15 protein-coding genes are annotated in these 18,276 nt (G+C 35.8%); all 15 read left to right on the forward strand.

What is annotated here, in order from left to right; translation table 11 throughout:
- The first annotated feature begins 424 nt into the window (after nucleotides 1–424).
- The 15 genes from ftsE (at nucleotide 425) to JUJ52_RS13975 (ending at nucleotide 18,142) form a co-directional block, all read left to right on the forward strand.
- Complete coding sequence (ftsE, locus tag JUJ52_RS13905; protein WP_026682010.1) at nucleotides 425–1,111, forward strand: cell division ATP-binding protein FtsE; 687 nt, start codon at nucleotides 425–427, stop codon at nucleotides 1,109–1,111.
- The gene (gene ftsX / locus JUJ52_RS13910; RefSeq protein WP_026682009.1) at nucleotides 1,101–1,994 is read left to right on the forward strand and encodes a permease-like cell division protein FtsX; all 894 of its coding nucleotides are present in this window, start codon (nucleotides 1,101–1,103) and stop codon (nucleotides 1,992–1,994) included. Before ftsE ends, ftsX begins: the two co-directional genes overlap by 11 nt.
- 78 nt (nucleotides 1,995–2,072) lie before the next feature.
- Complete coding sequence (locus JUJ52_RS13915) at nucleotides 2,073–3,443, forward strand: murein hydrolase activator EnvC family protein (protein WP_205388812.1); 1,371 nt, start codon at nucleotides 2,073–2,075, stop codon at nucleotides 3,441–3,443.
- A 236-nt stretch (nucleotides 3,444–3,679) separates the two neighbouring features.
- A complete protein-coding gene (locus JUJ52_RS13920) occupies nucleotides 3,680–5,137 on the forward strand; it encodes a S41 family peptidase (protein ID WP_205388811.1) in 1,458 nt (485 codons plus the stop codon).
- Between the two features lie 110 nt (nucleotides 5,138–5,247).
- Entirely contained in the window at nucleotides 5,248–6,447 is a 1,200-nt protein-coding gene (locus tag JUJ52_RS13925; protein WP_226983541.1) for a PDZ domain-containing protein, read from the forward strand.
- A gap of 335 nt (nucleotides 6,448–6,782) precedes the next feature.
- Nucleotides 6,783–6,977, forward strand: a complete 195-nt coding sequence (locus tag JUJ52_RS13930; RefSeq protein WP_121604059.1) for a hypothetical protein — start codon at nucleotides 6,783–6,785, stop codon at nucleotides 6,975–6,977.
- 392 nt (nucleotides 6,978–7,369) lie between these two features.
- A complete protein-coding gene (locus JUJ52_RS13935) occupies nucleotides 7,370–9,115 on the forward strand; it encodes a cache domain-containing sensor histidine kinase (RefSeq protein WP_162986481.1) in 1,746 nt (581 codons plus the stop codon).
- Nucleotides 9,112–10,608: a response regulator gene (locus JUJ52_RS13940; protein WP_121605672.1), complete on the forward strand. Its 1,497-nt coding sequence runs from the start codon at nucleotides 9,112–9,114 to the stop codon at nucleotides 10,606–10,608. Before JUJ52_RS13935 ends, JUJ52_RS13940 begins: the two co-directional genes overlap by 4 nt.
- A gap of 184 nt (nucleotides 10,609–10,792) precedes the next feature.
- Nucleotides 10,793–12,100, forward strand: a complete 1,308-nt coding sequence (locus JUJ52_RS13945; RefSeq protein WP_121605671.1) for an extracellular solute-binding protein — start codon at nucleotides 10,793–10,795, stop codon at nucleotides 12,098–12,100.
- A 25-nt stretch (nucleotides 12,101–12,125) separates the two neighbouring features.
- Complete coding sequence (locus JUJ52_RS13950) at nucleotides 12,126–13,016, forward strand: carbohydrate ABC transporter permease (RefSeq protein WP_121605670.1); 891 nt, start codon at nucleotides 12,126–12,128, stop codon at nucleotides 13,014–13,016.
- The gene (locus JUJ52_RS13955; protein ID WP_051388225.1) at nucleotides 13,013–13,837 is read left to right on the forward strand and encodes a carbohydrate ABC transporter permease; all 825 of its coding nucleotides are present in this window, start codon (nucleotides 13,013–13,015) and stop codon (nucleotides 13,835–13,837) included. The genes JUJ52_RS13950 and JUJ52_RS13955 overlap by 4 nt, the downstream gene beginning before the upstream one ends.
- Nucleotides 13,838–13,868: 31 nt before the next feature.
- Nucleotides 13,869–14,441: a DUF624 domain-containing protein gene (locus tag JUJ52_RS13960; protein ID WP_226983666.1), complete on the forward strand. Its 573-nt coding sequence runs from the start codon at nucleotides 13,869–13,871 to the stop codon at nucleotides 14,439–14,441.
- A 407-nt stretch (nucleotides 14,442–14,848) separates the two neighbouring features.
- On the forward strand, nucleotides 14,849–16,333 hold the full coding sequence (locus JUJ52_RS13965; RefSeq protein ID WP_228089008.1) for an alkaline phosphatase family protein: 1,485 nt from the start codon (nucleotides 14,849–14,851) through the stop codon (nucleotides 16,331–16,333).
- A 100-nt stretch (nucleotides 16,334–16,433) separates the two neighbouring features.
- On the forward strand, nucleotides 16,434–16,982 hold the full coding sequence (locus JUJ52_RS13970; protein ID WP_228089009.1) for a YkoP family protein: 549 nt from the start codon (nucleotides 16,434–16,436) through the stop codon (nucleotides 16,980–16,982).
- 41 nt (nucleotides 16,983–17,023) lie between these two features.
- Complete coding sequence (locus tag JUJ52_RS13975; RefSeq protein WP_121605668.1) at nucleotides 17,024–18,142, forward strand: MGDG synthase family glycosyltransferase; 1,119 nt, start codon at nucleotides 17,024–17,026, stop codon at nucleotides 18,140–18,142.
- The last annotated feature ends 134 nt before the right edge of the window (nucleotides 18,143–18,276 follow it).

The raw sequence follows: 18,276 nt of genomic DNA on the forward strand, positions 1-18,276 counted from the left end.
TTCAATAACTATCCTTCGACAAAAAAAGCTTTAAAAACAGAATCCTTCTCGAAACCACCCCCTGCTTCTCAAAACAATTAACGTATATATATAGATAGCGCAACCGTTAAATGATACTAGGTCTGAAGTGAGTTGAAATTCAGTTTAATTTATGAAAATAGGTATTTTTCCTCATATTTCCACTTGATTTTCGCCTGAAAACCCACTTATTTATTTAAAATATGACAAAATATTTCAATAAACTACGACTTTTGAAATATAAATGTAATAATTTTATGTCTAAAAATCCTGGCGAAAGATGTTATAATGATGGAGTATCACTTACATATGATTAATTAAAAATGGAAGCGTGTATTGTTATGAATTCTAAAAAAAAGAGGCACACATCTAAGAATGACAACTAAAAGATAAAGGTGATTGCATTATGATATTAATGAAAGACGTATATAAAACATATGCCAATGGTGTAACAGCACTTAATGGTATAAATGTCGATATTAAGCAAGGCGAATTCGTCTATATTGTAGGACCAAGCGGTGCTGGGAAATCAACATTTATAAGATTAATGTACCGGGAAGTCAGGCCAACTAAAGGTTCCATCTACATAAACGATGTTAACGTAAATGAAATAAAAGAAAAAAGAGTTCCCCTGTTACGTAGGGATATTGGAGTTGTATTCCAAGACTTTAAATTACTCCCAAAACTAACAGTCTATGAAAATATTGCTTTTGCATTAGAAGTAATAGAGCAGCCCCCAAGTTTGATTCGAAAACGAGTGATGGATGTTCTAGAGCTTGTTGGTCTTAAAAATAAGGCTCGGTTCATTCCTGATGAACTTTCAGGTGGTGAACAGCAGCGCGTTTCTATAGCTAGAGCTATTGTAAACCATCCCAAAATTGTGATTGCTGACGAACCAACAGGGAATTTAGATCCAGATACGTCCTGGGGCATCATGAAAATTTTAGAAGAAATCAATGATCGTGGAACAACGGTAATTATGGCTACACATAGTAAGGAAATTGTTAATACTTTCAAAAACCGTGTAATTGCCATTGAAGATGGATTAATCGCAAGAGATGAACACCGAGGTGATTACGGCTATGAAAATTAGAACATTAATGCGTCATATACGTGAAGGGTTTAAAAATATTGGACGAAATGGTTGGATGACGATCGCATCAGTTGGTGCTGTAACAACTACGTTGATTTTAGTTGGTGCTTTTTTAGCGCTAATGATGAACTTAAATCAGATGGCTGACAATATTGAGGACGATGTTGAGATTAATGCCCTGATAGATTTGACTATAAACCAACAAGAGATACAGCAACTAGGTAACGAGATTAAGCAGATTGATGGTGTAGATTCGGTTGTTTTCTCATCTAAGGATGATGAGTTAAATAAATTAATTGACAGCATGGGTGAAAATGGTCAAACGTGGCAAATGTTTGAACAGGATAATCCTTTAAACCATGTTTACATTGTACGAACAGCAGATCCTCAGGATACTGCTCCGGTCGCAAAGAAGATTTCAGAGCTTAAAGGCGTTCAAGAGGTTAATTATGGTCAAGGTGTTGTAGAAAAGCTTTTTGAATTTAATAAATACGCACGATCAATCGGATTGGTCTTAATTGTAGGCTTGTTATTTACAGCTATTTTTCTTATTTCCAACACGATTAAAATTACAATTATGGCACGTAGTAAGGAAATTGGCATTATGAAACTAGTTGGTGCAACCAACGGCTTTATCAGATGGCCGTTTTTTATCGAAGGGATGTTGCTCGGAATATTAGGATCAATTATACCAATTGCCATTGTGCTTTCAGGCTATTATTACTTAGCTAATACAGTGAGCCAGCGTATTCACTACAGCTTCGTTGAAATTTTGCCATATAATCCATTCGCGATACAGCTATCGTTGATTATTTTAGCCATTGGTGCAGTCATTGGTGTATGGGGAAGTGTTATGAGTGTACGTAAATTCTTAAAGGTTTAGTTTGTGCGTTTGTCATTTGTGAGGAGCCATTTTGGAGCATTGTTTGAAATTTATACAGAGGGAAAGGGGAATATTTGAATGAAGAAAGTAATACCATCTTTGCTGACGGTCATTTTAGTAAGCACATCACTATCCTTCTATACTAGCCCAGTGTCAGCTGAGTCAACAGACGAGCTCGATAAAAAGATAAGTGACTTGGAAAAGGAACAAAAGGAACTCGAAAAAGAGCAAAGCGAATTAAATCGTGATAAAAAAGAAACGGAAGAAAAAATTGATAAAAATTTAAACAAGCAGGATTCGGTAGAAGCTGATATAAATTCAATTGACCAAAAGCTTTCCAATACTAGGAATAAAATTGAAAATAAAGAAAATGAGATTTCTACGACAAATAAAAAGATTGAGGATTTAAAGAGCCAAATTGAAAAGTTAAAAGAAGAAATTGTACTATTGAAAGAACGCATAAAAAAACGTGAACAGTTACTGAAAGACCGCCTACGTAATATACAAAAGAATGGCGGTAACATGAAATACATAGAGGTTATTCTTGGTTCGCAAAGCTTCGGTGATTTTATTAGTCGCTCTTCAGCGGTAAACACAATTATGGATCAAGACAAAACAATAATGGAAGCACAAACTGCTGATAAATTGGCCTTAGAAAAAAACAAGGCGGACATTGAGAATAAGAAAAGTGAAGTAGAAGATCGTAAGTTAGCATTAGAGGCTCAGAAATCAGAGCTAGTTGCTTTGAAATCGCAACTTAACAAGCAAATGTCTGAGAAAGAAACGATGATGGCTTCACTAGAAAAAGAGCATGAAGATTTAGAAGAATATAAAGTGAGTGTGCAAGAAGAAAAAGAGATACTTGCTGCACAAGCGTCAGCTGTGGAAAAAGCGAAGCAGGTAGCGGAGAACGAAAAGAGTAAGTTAGCACAATTAGCTAAGGAGAAGGAAAAACAAAAAAAGGCAACCACTAATTCTTCTTCTGGTAATTCTCAGTCTTCTGTTAGCTCAGGCTCTGGTGGATCAGGTGGAGGAAGCGGTATCTTTATTTGGCCAGCAGCTGGTTATAAAACCTCTGATTATGGATATAGAGTCCACCCTATAACAGGTAAGAAAAAGTTACATGCTGGTATGGATATTGGAGCATCTATAGGCACACCATTAAAAGCTGCTGCTTCAGGTGTCGTTATTAGAGCGGGTGTTATGAGTGGATATGGTAATACCATTATGCTTACCCATAACATTGACGGTACAACCTATACAACATTATATGCACATTTAAGCAGTATATCCGTTTCAGCTGGACAGGTTGTTAGCCAAGGTCAGCAAATTGGGGCAACAGGGAACTCTGGTGCATCGACTGGACCACATTTACATTTTGAGGTACATGTTGGTGGCTGGAATGCTGCAAAAAGTAATTCTGTAAACCCATTAAATTACTTAAATTAATTGCAAAGGCTGTTTTCTAAAGATTGTTAGTGTATACGAAAATAATAGCAGTGGATTGAAATGAGCAATTGTAAGTATTAGAAAAAGGCATCATCCTTTATGGTATGATGTCTTTTTCTGCTCTTTCGTTGTATAATTACATAAAAAGCGTAGTAAAACCATAGTCATAAGAGAAAGATAGTGGTATGCTTTTTAATATTACATGTTATTTTGATTAAAATAGTTGGGGTGAAATAATGAATTTAAGAAAGATACATATAGTACTACTTCTCGTTTGTGCATTACTTTTAGGACTTGGAGGCGGCTATGCTGGTGTAAAGCTTGCTCAGTCTAATAATAATGACGCACAAGATAATAAAGCGATAACTGAAAATATAGAGGGGGCTAAAGAGACAAATACCCCAAAGGAAATGAACAAAGTAGGTCAAGCGTTTAATCTTATAAAAGAAAATTATTTAGAGGTTGTAGATGATCAGCAATTAATTGAAGGAGCAATTCAAGGGATGCTGACATCATTAGAGGATCCGTATAGTTCGTATATGGACGTGGAGACAATGAAGCAATTTAATGAGCAAATTGAGTCTTCGTTTGAAGGTATTGGTGCGGAAGTAAGTATGGTGAATGATACAGTAACCATTGTGGCCCCAATTAAAGATTCACCAGCGGAAAAAGCTGGCCTACGACCTAACGACCAAGTGCTTCAAGTAGATGGGGAAAGTTTAGATGGGTTAAATCTTAATGAAGCGGTGGCTAAGATTCGCGGTGAAAAAGGGTCTAAAGTTGAGCTAGAAATACAGCGTGCTGGAGTTTCTGAACCATTTAATGTGACAATTACACGAGACACTATTCCAGTTGAAACCGTTTATAGCAAAACGGAAACAGTAGATGGAAAGAAAACGGGTATTATCGAAATAACCAATTTTTCTGAGCGTACAGCTGATGAATTTACAGAACAGCTAGATAAGATGGAAAAGGATGGAATTAAAGGGCTGGTTATTGATGTCCGAGGAAATCCAGGCGGTTTATTAGATGTCGTGGAGGATATATTAAAACAATTCGTCCCAAATGATATGCCTTACGTTCAAGTAGAAGATCAAAATGGAGAAAAATCTCCTTCATATTCTGAACTTGAGGAGAGAAAAGAGTATCCAATTAGTGTATTAATTGATGAGGGAAGTGCATCAGCATCTGAAATTTTGGCAGTTGCTATGAAAGAAATGGGCTATGATGTAGTTGGTCAAACAAGTTTTGGTAAAGGTACCGTTCAGCAAGCAGTTCCATTGGGCGATGGAAGTACCATCAAATTAACATTTTTTAAATGGCTCTCCCCTGAAGGCAATTGGATTCATGAAAAAGGGGTAAAACCTACCATTGAAGCAAAGCAAGCAGATTATTATTATACAAATCCCGTACAGATTGAAGAACCACTGACTCTTGATCATACAGGAGATAATATTAAGAATGTGCAGATTATGTTAAAAGGATTAGGTTATGATCCTGGAAGAATAGATGGCTATTTTAGTGAAAAAACGGAAGAAGCTGTTAAAGATTTTCAATCTGCCAATGATGTGAGTTCAACTGGTAAGGTAGATGAAAAAACGGCAGGATTAATCGAAACAGCGGTTGTTGATAAAATAAGAAATGGTGAAGACGATAAGCAGTTAGAAAAAGCTTTAGCAGAAATATACGAATAATAGTAATCCGCGGGTATTACTCGCGGATTTTCCAATCGAGCAGGAAGTCATTCCCTTGATGTCGAATAAATGAAATAGTACATCGTTGCATAGAGAAGGTGAGTATATTGTTGGAAGCTTGGTTCATTGAAATCGTTAAGGGGATTGGAAGGGTCCTTCTAAATCCATTATTATATTGGGCCATATTATTAGTTTTTCTTGCAGGGAAAAAGAGAATTAGAAGAGAGAGAATGGATTTTGGGATAAAGATATTTGATATGTTCTCTGAGTGGAAGGGCACATGGCTTTATTCTATTCTATTAGGACTAATTGTGTCAGCTATAACTATTGGGCTAGGGGTTGTTTTTTCATATACAACGATCCTGCTATTTTGTATCATAACAATTCTTGTCAGTATTACTGGGAGATTCACATTACTTTCTGCAAGCTATACACTGGGAATTTCCTATTTCGTAATCCTATTCCTTCCAACTGTAATGGAGAAGCAAAAGATAGTCTCAGCCGAATTATTTTCTACTATTAATTACCAAGGATTAGTTATCTTAATAGGTATATTCCTTGTTGCTGAAAGCATTCTCTTATTAAAGGCACGCAAAGGCAAAACCTATCCAGAACTTGTTCAAGGTAGCCGAGGGGGGTGGATGGGACAGCATCATATAAAAAAGCTGGCTGTGATTCCTTTTTTCATACTTATACCAACAGGCTTAATAACCTCTTTTGCTCCATATTGGCCCTATTTTACAATAGGGGAGCAGTCCTTTAGCTTAATATTGATTCCTTTTATCATTGGATTTGATCATATTGTTCGAGGTAACGATCCCATGGTTTCGGCTGGTAAATTGGCGAAATCCATGATGATTCTCAGTTTCCTTGTGCTTCTAACTGCATGGGGAAGTAGCTATTATTCATGGCTTTCCTTGGCAGGAGTAATTGTAGGAATAGCTGGAAGAGAGTATCTAAATTATCGACATCGTACGAAAGATCATGAACGATCAGGCTTTTTTCAACCTACTGATAAGGGGCTAAAAGTTTTGTCTGTTATTCCTAATTCTCCAGCAGATCGTTTAGATATATTAGCTGGAGAATCAATTGCGAGAGTAAATGGAAATAAAGTTGTCAGTATTACGGAGTTCTATGAGGCGCTACAGAAAAGCGGTGCTTTCTTTAAATTAGAAATAATTGATCGAGCCGGTGAGAAGCGTTTTCTGCAAGGCGCTTTATATGAAGGGGATCATCATGAATTAGGGATTATCTTTACCTCCAGCCCGCATCGTAGAATTAAACAAAACAAAATAGGATATGGAAGTTAGAAGGACAAACTGCTTGAAGATGGCTATCCCATCCCAAGGCAGTTTTTTTAATAAGTTAAGAAAGTATAAAATCAGTGCAATGACTGCGTTAAGCGAAGTAGTTATTTTGAAATGTTTGATGTATATTGGCAATGCTCCGACTAATTACTTCGCTTTCCGTGGGCACGGCCTCAACTAACTTTGCAAAGAAGAACACGTTGCAAAGTGGATTTTCAGCTCGCGCTAATCCCGCAGGAGTCTACGTAATTAGTCTCCGCTTTGAGAAGGTGCAACAATTCTTGTCATAAGTAATAGGTTGACTTTTTTTACAATGGGTAAAGTGAAAATCGCTATCCGTGAGTATAAAAGCAGCTGTGTTACTTCATGCTAGCGTTGTAGAGCCTGATAATAGCGAAGGCCGGCCACTTCAACTCCTGTGGGAAATGTTTGACCTAAAGATCCACTTTTTTGAGCGGGTTTTGCTAAAAAAGTTAGCTGAAGGACAAACCCCACGGAAAGGGAAGTGGGCAGCCGGAGTGGTGGTCAAGTAGTAGCTATTATTCCATAATAGCTACTAGAGGAAGCGTAAATCTGAGCATTTAGTGATAAGGACTGAGCGAATTTTGCTCAGTTTTTCTTATGTATTCAAGTAAAAAAGAAAAGCCGTGTTAACTTTCTGTTACAGTGCTCAGCTACTAATAGACTTCCCTGTTTTCGTCGCGAAAGTTAACACCAACCCGCTCATCTCATGCGAAGTGGTTCAGTACTTAGTCGCTTACCGAGTGTTTCTGTCTTTGTGCTTAAGCTAAAATCTATAAAAAGTTCGTCGTACGGGTTTGTACTAAACGAAATAAGGTGTTATATTAAATATACGATTAATTCAGAAAACTATAATAATTCACGTTGTCTGAGTAATCTGCAAATCGGGTAAGGAATGCTAGGAATGAAAAACTGGTTTCGCCGTTCAATTAAGAATCAACTTATACTTTTTATTTTAATCGTAGTATTAGTACCAATATGTGTTTTAGGATTAGTTTCGTATTATACGACAGTAAAGGTATCAAAGGAACGAGCAGCCATTTCAGGTGAAAGTTCCTTGGAGCAGATTCAGGATTCTATTGAATTTATTGTAAATGATGTTGAAAATATGTCAGTATTTTTAATTGGTAATCAAGCAGTGCAAGCGTATTTACAAGTGGAAGGAGATCCAATATATCCACAACGTGATATTTATGGGTTCTTATCGAATTTGGCTTTTTCGAAAAGATATATTAATGATATTATCATTTACCCGATAAATGGTAATTCACCAATATCCACAAATCTGGTGATGGATACGAATGCAGGTATTGATATTAAACAAATTCCTAATGGTAAATGGTGGTCCTATCGTAAGGTTAACAAAACGGTAGACGGCAATAAGGACATGATAACGTTGACTCGCCCTATTCGTAGTACAGGAGATTTCGAACGGATTGGTTATTTATCGATTAGTCTCAATCAACGGGTAGTTGAGGAATATTTAAGCTCAGGAGATTCAGAGTGGAGTACATCGGTCTTTATTCTAAATGATGGAAATGTATTAGCGCAAAGTCAAACAAATATAAAAGAAAAAATTAATCTAGATAAACTTACTTTATTATTGGATCAAAATAATAAAGAACGCTTTTCTTTCCTTGCAGAAGAGGAAGAGGTAACTGTATTTACGGAAGAGATTGGGAAGGTGGGATGGCACATAATTAGCCTCGTCCCATCAAGAGAATACAGTTCTCAGAATCGGTATTTTTTATGGTTAACCATCTATTCCGTTGTGATTGCCATCCTTCTTGTAGCAGGTCTCGTTATATTTTTTGTATCAAAAGTATTTAAACCGTTAACTACACTAACTAATTCCATTCAAACAGTGAACCCGGGTGAAACAATTAAAACAATTAATAATGACGCAAATAATGAGATTGGTGAATTAATAGGTAGTTATAATCAATTAAATCAGCGGATTGCCAAGTTAATGAATCAGGTTCAGAAAAGCGAAGCACTAAAGCGGGAATTGGATATGAAGGCTTTGCAATCTCAGGTTAATCCTCATTTTCTATACAATACATTAGCTGCAATTCATTGGATTGCGTTAAGTTCCAAGGCGCATGATATCTCAAAGATGGTTTCTTCATTAAGTACATTGTTACGGTTTAGTTTAAATAAGGGAAATGAGTATTGTACCGTTGAACAAGAAATCGGTCACTTGCTCCATTACATAGAAATTAAAAAGATCCGTTTTCCAAATAGGTTTTCCATAGACTTAGAAATTTCCAACGACTTGAAACAGCATAAAATGCTAAAACTTGTTCTGCAGCCATTAATTGAAAATAGTATTAAACATGGATTTTTTCCACTTCCTAATCACTTTGGTAAAATATCTGTTCATGTACAAATACAAGGGAATTTTATCCACTTTTCAATTATTGACAATGGTGCTGGAATGACAAGTGCAAAACTGCAAGAAATTAAACATCAGTTTTTACATGATCAAGAGACAGAAGCTCTTATTGGCACTAATTATGGAATTCGTAATGTGAATTTGCGACTCCTGTTACATTATGGAAAAGAAAGTGGCTTACGAATAGATAGTAAAGAAATGCAAGGAACAATCGTTGAGTTTGTTATTCCGATAAAGGAGGGGGGAATGCTATGAGAGTACTAATCGCAGATGATGAGATTATTATAAGAGAAGGAATGGCAAATGTCATCCCATGGAATGACTATGGTTTAACCCTATTAAGACCAGCCGCATCAGCTGAAGAGGTAATTGAACGCTTGGACGATGAAAAACCAGATATTCTAATTACAGATATTCAGATGAATGACATGAATGGTTTGGAGCTTGTAGCTTATTTAGGTGAAAATGAATATCAAATAGAGAGTATTTTACTCACTGGATACGATGATTTTCATTTCATTCAGGAAGCGATTCGTCAAGATGTTTGTGATTATTTATTAAAAACCAGTAGTCCAGAAGAGATCATAACAGCAGTTAAACGAGCAAAGAAAAGATTGGAGAAGGATAAAGAATATAGTCAATGGAAAGAGTCAGAACAAGAGCAATTAAATCGTATGAAACTTGAAAAATTAATAGCCGAGGGATTGGACTATCACGAGTTAATGGATGTAGTTGATGTTATTCCTGAGCTGGCTCATCCACCTTTTCAGCTTTTATATATGGATATAGAGCTAGAACTAGAAACGTTAAGGAAATATGAGGCCTTGTGGAATAGTTATTTATTTGGAAAGTGGTTCACACATGAAAATGCATTACTGATAGTGGTAAAGCGAGATCCCTATTTGGCAGATGATTATTTATTACAGATGGCAATAAAGAAAGTGAATGCATTGTTCCATAAACCGATATTGGCAAGTGAGGTAGTAACAACCTTATCAAGCATACGAGAACTATATAGTGAGATAACATCTCTACAACTGTTCCAATGGATTCTAGTGGACTGTAAGCTTATTCAAGTGGAACACATTCGTCAAAGAAAAGGAATCGTATGTGATGATACGATGGAGGAGAATTTGCAACATGTTATTTCACTTATAAAGATGGGAGACAAGAGTAAATTAGAAGAATGGATTAGAGAAATAGTACATGGGTTATTTTCACATCCGCAAGCAACACCGGATTCCATTCAGTTTTATGTACAAAATCTCTATATGGAAGTTATAAAGTATGTAGATCAGATGGCTGGACGTATGGAAAATTATCGAGCGATACCTTCAGCATCAGAATGGTTCAAACAACCTATTCCGATTTTATTTGCATTGTTCCAAATATTACTAACGGACTTTCAAACCCATTACCAAAAACATGCAAACTATGTAGAGGAAACCATTTATTATATAGATAAACACTTAGGTCAAGCTATTTCCCTGAATGATGTCGCAAATCACATTCAAATTCACCCAAATTACTTAAGTGAGTTAATTAGAAAAAGAACTGGAAGATCCTATATTGGACTTTTAACGGAGCTTCGTATGAAAAAGGCTACGGAATTTTTACAACATTCTTCCATAGCTATTAATCATATAGCAAAACGTGTGGGATATAATGATCGAAAATATTTTACAAAACAATTTAAAAAGAAGTATGGCTACACCCCTACCCAGTATCGGCGCAAACATGATAGATAAGCTTATTATCTCTAGATAGTAGTTTCTTTGACCAATCCATATCGAAATGATTAAGGAAGATCGGTTAATTATTAGAGTAAATTTAAAACACTTTGATTTTTCACCCCTAATCTGGTATTCATCCCCCTTATCTATATGAAAGCGCTATTTTAAACTATACATAATAATCAAAAGGGGGGATAAGATGAGAAAAATAAAGATTGCCTTTCTAGGAATCATCATGATGTTCATTTTAACAGCTTGTATAGGGAATGGAGATAGTAAAGCGACAAAACGTTCTGCAGCTGATGGAAAGATTTCTATTTCCATATGGCATAACTTTGCTGGAGATGATTTACGAGCCCGAAAAGTGCGAAATATGATTGCTAATTTTGAAGAAGAGAATCCCACGATTGAAGTTGATGAGCAAGCAATCCCAGTAGATGGGTATCGCCAACGAATAAGCACAGTTGCTGCTGCGAATGAACTTCCAGATATATTCTTGACATATGCAGGTAGTTTTACCGATGAATTTTATAATGGTGAGCTTATTCAGCCTATTACATCCTTATTTGAGGAAAATCCAGAATGGAAAAATTCATTTTTAGAAGGCGCGTTAGAACCTTACAAGTATGATGGAGAATTATATTCTGCGCCAATTGCAATGTCTGCTACATCCTTTTTGTATTATAACAAAGATTTGTTCACAGCGAATAATTTAGAGGTTCCAGAAACATGGGCAGAATTTGTTCAAGTAATAAAAGTGTTTAACGATAAAGGTATCACACCAATTGCTATGGGGAATAAGGCTCCTTGGGTAGCTCAATCAACTACCTTTGGTGCTATAGCTGATCGTGTTACAGGAACAAATTGGTTTTTAGATGCGGTGGAGCAGGAAGATGCCTCATTTACAGATCCGATATTCATCGATGCGTTACATCGTTTTAAGGAGCTAGTTGATAATGGAGCTTATTCAGATGGAGCAAATAGTATGGATAATACGCAGGCTGAACAGTATTTTGCGCAAGGAAAAGCAGCTATGATGATTAATGGCGCTTGGACATTAAGTAGTCTAGGTGCTTCTCAATCTGAACAAGTTTTAACTAATATTGGTGTATCCGTTGTCCCAGGCATTGAGGGTGGTAAAGGATCAGGAAATACAATTACTGGTGGACCTGGTGGTGGTTTCTTACTTAGCAGTGAGACAAAAGGAGAAGATAAGCAAGCTGCATTAAAGCTTATTTATAAATTGAGTAATGCAGATGCCCAGAAAGAAATAGCTGAAAGTAATTCAATGGTTATGTATGATGTAGACATTGATAAAGAGAATGTTAACCCGTTATTTTTTGAAGCATTTAATTTAATTCGTGAAGTTGAATTTGCCCCTGTATATGATCTGTACCTAACTTCAGAGGCTGGAGAAGCCGTTAATAATGGATTACAAGAAATTATGTTAGGAGGAGATCCAGAGAAGGTAGCTGAATCAATACAAAAAGCACAGTCTTCTAATTAATGAATCGAGCAAAGGGGGGACAGTTATGCAATCTAATTTAAAGTTAAAGGGTTTGTTGGTAATTACTTTACTTCCAGCCCTTTTACTTTATTCTTTTTTTGTTATTATTCCAATATTTTGGTCATCCTACTACGGGTTTTTTGAATGGTCTGGATTAGGGGATGCCACGTATATTGGCTTGCAAAACTATATTGATGTGATGCAAAGCCCTGTATTTTGGCGTTCTCTCAAGAATAATCTGATAATTGTTGCCGCATCTGTTTTTGGCCAAGTACCGATTGCATTAGCTTTAGCGTTAATGCTTCGTAAAAGTAACTGGTTTCAAATATTTGTACGGTCAGCTGTTTTTTTACCAATGGTTATCTCCACAGTAGTAGTAGGTCTGATTTGGGGATATATTTATGATCCAGAAATAGGTGTTATTAATACCGTATTACGTGCCGTTGGTTTAGAGTCGTGGACAAAAGCTTGGCTAGCAGATCCTTCTGTAAATATGTATGCAGTTGCTGTTCCTATCATTTGGAATTATATTGGACCCTATTTAATTATTTTTATTGCAGCTATTCAGAATATACCTTCTGAGATGGAGGAGGCTGCTATGATTGACGGAGCATCTGGATGGAAAAAACTGATCTACATTATCTTACCCAATATGTGGACAACAATTAAAGTAGCTGTCGTCTTGTGTATTTCAGGTAGTTTAAAGGCATTCGATCAAGTATTTGTCATGACAGGTGGTGGACCAGCAGAATCCACAGAAATATTAGCAACGTATATGTATAATAATACATTCCTTGTGTACCGCTACGGATACGGTTCTGCAGTAAGTACGATGATAATTCTATTAAGCCTTATCTTAATTGGTATAAGTCAGGTGTTAATGAAGAGAAAGAATGAGGGGATGACTATTCGATGAAATTCCATCTTTTTAAAGGAATAAGAATTTTATTTTTAGCAGTTTTTTCCTTAATGATGATTTACCCTTTATATTGGCTAATCACTAGTGCTTTCAAGACAAACAAAGAATTTTTTGCCCGACCTCACTCTTTTCCTACCAATTTCTCCTTTGAAAACTTTACGAGAGCTTGGGAAGTTGCTGATTTAGGAACAGCAATGATGAATTCAACTATTGTTACAATTACTGCAACGGCATTAACTGTTTTTCTTGGCGCACTAACTGCCTATGTTTTATCCAGATTCACGTTCAAATTAAAAGCATTTTTAATGGTTTTCTTTTTACTGGGAATGTTAATACCTATTCATAGTACGCTAGTCCCGTTGTTTACTATGATGGATCAAATAGGATTACTGGATACGTATTGGGCATTAATTTTGCCGTATACTGCCTTTGAATTACCTATTGCCATCTTTTTAACAGTTGCATACATGAGTTCAATACCAAAGGAATTAGAGGAGGCAGCTGTTATCGATGGAAACGGTTATTGGGGGGTTTTCTTTCGAATTATGCTTCCTTTGAGTGTTCCTGCACTTTCAACCGTAGCTATTCTATCGTTTTTAAGATATTGGAATGAATTTGTTTTTGCTCTAGTATTTATTAATGATAGTACATTAAAAACATTGCCATTAAGCTTATCCATTTTTTCAGATGGATTCAGTACGGATTATGCATTGACAATGGCCGCAATGACAATTGCAGTCATCCCTACAATTGTCATGTATCTCATTTTCCAAGAGCAAATTATGAAAGGAATGGTTGCTGGATCAGTAAAAGGTTAGATATAGAATGGTGGTGTTAGATGTGAATATCATGATAGAAAGGTATGCTTTATTTATACAAAAATTATACTGGTTTGCGTATTTACAGCTATTATGGCTTTTATTTACTACTTGTGGGTTAATCATTTTTGGAATATTTCCTGCTACCTATGCATTATTCTCTGTATGGAAGATGCAAAACAATGTTTCAACTGGGGAAGTGTTTCGATCATTTCGTAACGAGTATTTTTCTTCATTTATTCTTTTAAATAAAGCGGGACTGATTTGGCAAGCCATGTTGGTAATAATAAGTTCTAACCTTTTGATTGTGGATAGGGAATATAGTCTTGTAAAGCTGGCAGTGCTTGGAATGTTAGGATTAATCACTTTAAGTATTATTCATTTCTTTCAATATGCAGATCTGGAACGACAAGCGATTCTACAAATAAAACGGTCGTTTTCTCTTCTGTTTTTACATCCAAGAGAAAATGTAATTTATATGATGATTTTTATAGGGATGATAGTAACAATTCGTTTCCTCCCAGGACTTTCTTTCTTTTTTGGAATCAGCTTCCCCGTTTATTTAACCGTAAAGCTAGGTAAAGTTAAATCAAGTATAGTGTAATAAGACGTATGCTACGCTTAAATACATTGCTTTTTTGTTGTCTAGGAAATTATAACATTTGCCCATGTGGTTAAATAGGGGCGTGTTGAGCCATGTCTAGCTCCAGTGCCCAGAAACGAGGTAACTTCACAATCGCCCTAATCTAAGTCATGACGACTCGCAAGCTCACTGTGATTCCTTTATCTCCGTTGACTCGCTCCAGTCGCTACGTTTCTAATCGAGCGCTTCTTTTGTTCCTAAAGCTGAATCGTTGAACATGAGAAGGAAGTATACTTCTATACAAAGAGAGCTGTCTTTCGGGGCAGCTCCATTTTCATATGGCTGCCTTTTTATTGGGGATGTATATTAATCTTGTAGTTGTTTACATTAAAATTAGCTTCGGTTATTAATACGAATTTTGGGATGTGGTGGAAATCGATAATCATGTTGTATCAATACCTAAACCTGTCATATTATTAAATATTGATTCATTAATGCCTCAGCCATTAGAAATTGCCATGCAGACTGGACGTGCACCAGCTTTAAAATTTTTAATGGAGCAAGGTCGTTATATTGCTAATATGGTAACATCGTTTCCGACCATGTCAGTAACCATTGATAGCAGCCTTTTAACCGGAACATATGCAGATAAGCATCATATTCCAGGTTTGAATTGGTTTGATACGGAACAGAATCAATTTGTCAACTATGGTACAGGGTTTAGAGAAACGTTTCGTATGGGAATGAAAAAGTCCATTCATCATATGCTTTATAATTTAAATAATGTACATTTGAGTGAAAAGGTCTCAACTATTTATGAAGAATTAGCTCGAATCGGTTTATCTTCAGCGTCTATCAATTCTTTTGTGTATCGAGGAAATAAATTACAGCAATTAAAAATCCCAAAATTTCTTCGTACATTCACTTATTTTGAGGATGGAAAATGGACCATGAAAGTACCTTCAATCTTTTCATTAGGACTCTTTTCGAAACTTCGCCCTGTGGGGTTCACAGCACAACTAGCAGCTGGAAATTATAAATATATGGCACGAGAGCTTCGGTACCTTATTCATAAACAGAAACTTCCAGCATTTACTTTTTGTATATTTCAAGATATGGATGCGCGTATTCATTTTAAAGGACCTATGGATATAAAAGGTATTATTAAAATTGATCGTCAAATTCAAAAAATGTTGAATATGTTTGATAGTTGGGAAGAAGCAGTAAATAGCAATATTTGGATGATTATTGGAGATAATGGTCATTCCGCAACAGGAACGAAGTACCGTGACTATATTATTGATTTGCGTAAGCTTTTAAATAACTATCGAATAGTTCGAATTCAACGTGCAGTTCATAAAAAAGATGAACTAGCGATTTGTGTTAACCAGCGAATGGCTTATGTATATATGTTGGATCATGTAAACATCGGGACAATTGTTGAAAAACTTAAACACGATAAGCGAATTGATATCATTGCATGGAAGGAAAATGATTGTATTCGTGTGGAATCTGGGATGAAAGAAGGGACATTATACTTTAGACCTAATGGGAAATATGTAGATGAGTTTAATCAATCATGGTGGATAGTAGGAAATCATGAATTATTGGATTTGAAATGGATAGAAAATCATATCGTTTATAATGATTTTCCAGATGCATTAGCTCGATTGCATGGGGCTTTATATTCTCATCCTGGACAATTCCTTGTTGTAAATGCAAAACCAGGATGTGAATTTAAAGCTCAGTCTACTCCTTTTCACTTAAGCGGAGCTGCTCATGGATCCTTACATAAGCAGGAGTCAATTGTCCCCTTAATAATAGCTGGGACGAATGAACAGCCCATTACACCGCGGATAATAGATCTAAAGGAATTTATATTTAGGGTTATTCAAGAACAATTAAATGAATAAAATACCAATTCGTTCTGTAGATTTCACCAAAAAATTCCGTTTATAATATTTCTTTATAGCTACAAAATAAGTAGGAGAAATTTTATGGAGTGGAAAGAATATGACAATGAGAAGCTATCTATTAGGTGTCTGGGACAGTATTGATCCAATTTATTTTGCTTGTTCCCGATTATCCTATATATCAGATAATAATCAGCGTAGAACGATGCTTCGGGTTCGGCTCACTAGATATAAAGGTGGAAAAGTCGTGCTCGAAGATGGAACAGTTCTACGAAAAAATGACTTATTACTAAAGATTCACCTTCACAATGTAAAACTAATAAAGGAATTAAATGCATTTCCTAATGATATTAAACGTGCAGTATTTATTTATCACAGTATTAAACAAGCCATGCCAAACTTAGCAATGTATGTTCATGCACACCCAAAAGCAGCGGATATAAAGGCAGTTATAGGAATCACAAGTTTGTATCGAGGAGCAGAACGATTGGGGTTTGAAAAAAGCGCATTAAAAAATAGATTTTATCGTTACTTTAAAAGGATAACTTTAATGCCAATTAATATGTTGACAACAAAAAAAGATGCTGAGCCTGTTTATCTATTCATGTCAAAAAACAAGATAATGGATAAATACTATCTTGAGGGTTAACACAATATTGTTTTTTTGAAATTAAGGACGGGGCTAAAAACATGGATAAACCTAAACAATCAGATGCGTTATTTCTACCTTTTCTGCAAATGCCAAGTGGCCATCATCATGTTGCAGATACGCTCATAACGGATTTATTACATTATAATAATAACAAGCGAACGAACAAAGTTGAATTATTATCTTATAGTTATGGGAGTTTAGAAAAGATAGTAACCTCAACGTATATTAGCTGGATAAAACGATTTCCAGGCGTATATGATCGACTATATACATTACTTGCCTGTAGAAATATGTCGAAAAGGAAAAGGCACCGCCATTATGAATTACTATTCCGCCCTTTTTTAAACAAACTTGTGAAAGAGGAAAATCCAGAAATTGTCTTTTTAACCCATGCCCTGCCTTCGAGTATCGTAAGTGTCCTAAAACAAGAAAATAAGCTACAAGCAGTTACGGTTAATGCGTATACAGATTTTTTTGTGAATCGATTATGGGGGATAAAAGGTATTGATTATCATTTCGTACCTACCGCCTCTGTAAAGAAATTCTTACTTAAATTAGGTGTGAAAGCAGAGCGTATATTTATCACTGGGATACCCGTTCATCCTGTATTTCGAGAGGAATTTTCTTTAAAGGAGAAAAAACAAGCATTACTCATTACAGGCGGAAGTTTAGGGAGTTGTGGTATGGATGAACTATTATCAGATAAGCATTTGCCGAAAAAGATGCATCTCTATGTACTTTGTGGAACGAACGAACAATTGTATCAAACGTTAAGCAAGCAAAATAATTCAAATATTACACCTATCCCTTATATCGAATCTAAAGCGCAGATGAACAAATTGTATAATGAGGTTGACGCTGTTTTAACAAAGCCAGGCGGTGTAACAATTAGTGAATGCTTGATGAAACGGAAGCCAATTTTTGTTTATCATGCTTTACCAGGTCAGGAACAAATCAATTTGCAGGAGCTCATACAGCTTGGATTGGTAAATCCTATCGACTTAAATAAAGAACCATTGGAGGAACAAATAAATCAATTTTTTCTGGATACGCAAAAGAAAAATCGGTATACAGAAAATGTAAATCGATATCATCAAAATTTATCGACGCAATCAATTGGAGCACTTATTCAACAAGTGATGAATCAAAGTCAATAGCCAAATAAAGGCTGTTGACTTTTTTATAAGTTAAGAAAGTATAAAATCAGTGCAATGACTGCGTTAAGCGAAGTAGTTATTTTGAAATGTTTGATGTATATTGGCAATGCTCCGACTAATTACTTCGCTTTCCG

Origin of the sequence: Virgibacillus sp. AGTR (assembly GCF_016919725.2) — a bacterium.
Lineage (GTDB): Bacteria > Bacillota > Bacilli > Bacillales > Amphibacillaceae > Virgibacillus > Virgibacillus salarius.

Excerpts from the sequence above, each read along its gene's own strand:
- ftsE (WP_026682010.1), top strand. The coding sequence starts at position 425 with ATGATATTAATGAAAGACGTATATAAAACATATGCCAATGGTGTAACA.
- ftsX (WP_026682009.1), top strand. The coding sequence starts at position 1,101 with ATGAAAATTAGAACATTAATGCGTCATATACGTGAAGGGTTTAAAAAT.
- JUJ52_RS13915 (WP_205388812.1), top strand. The coding sequence starts at position 2,073 with ATGAAGAAAGTAATACCATCTTTGCTGACGGTCATTTTAGTAAGCACA.
- JUJ52_RS13920 (WP_205388811.1), top strand. The coding sequence starts at position 3,680 with ATGAATTTAAGAAAGATACATATAGTACTACTTCTCGTTTGTGCATTA.
- JUJ52_RS13935 (WP_162986481.1), top strand. The coding sequence starts at position 7,370 with ATGAAAAACTGGTTTCGCCGTTCAATTAAGAATCAACTTATACTTTTT.
- JUJ52_RS13940 (WP_121605672.1), top strand. The coding sequence starts at position 9,112 with ATGAGAGTACTAATCGCAGATGATGAGATTATTATAAGAGAAGGAATG.
- JUJ52_RS13945 (WP_121605671.1), top strand. The coding sequence starts at position 10,793 with ATGAGAAAAATAAAGATTGCCTTTCTAGGAATCATCATGATGTTCATT.
- JUJ52_RS13950 (WP_121605670.1), top strand. The coding sequence starts at position 12,126 with ATGCAATCTAATTTAAAGTTAAAGGGTTTGTTGGTAATTACTTTACTT.
- JUJ52_RS13955 (WP_051388225.1), top strand. The coding sequence starts at position 13,013 with ATGAAATTCCATCTTTTTAAAGGAATAAGAATTTTATTTTTAGCAGTT.
- JUJ52_RS13960 (WP_226983666.1), top strand. The coding sequence starts at position 13,869 with ATGATAGAAAGGTATGCTTTATTTATACAAAAATTATACTGGTTTGCG.
- JUJ52_RS13970 (WP_228089009.1), top strand. The coding sequence starts at position 16,434 with ATGACAATGAGAAGCTATCTATTAGGTGTCTGGGACAGTATTGATCCA.
- JUJ52_RS13975 (WP_121605668.1), top strand. The coding sequence starts at position 17,024 with ATGGATAAACCTAAACAATCAGATGCGTTATTTCTACCTTTTCTGCAA.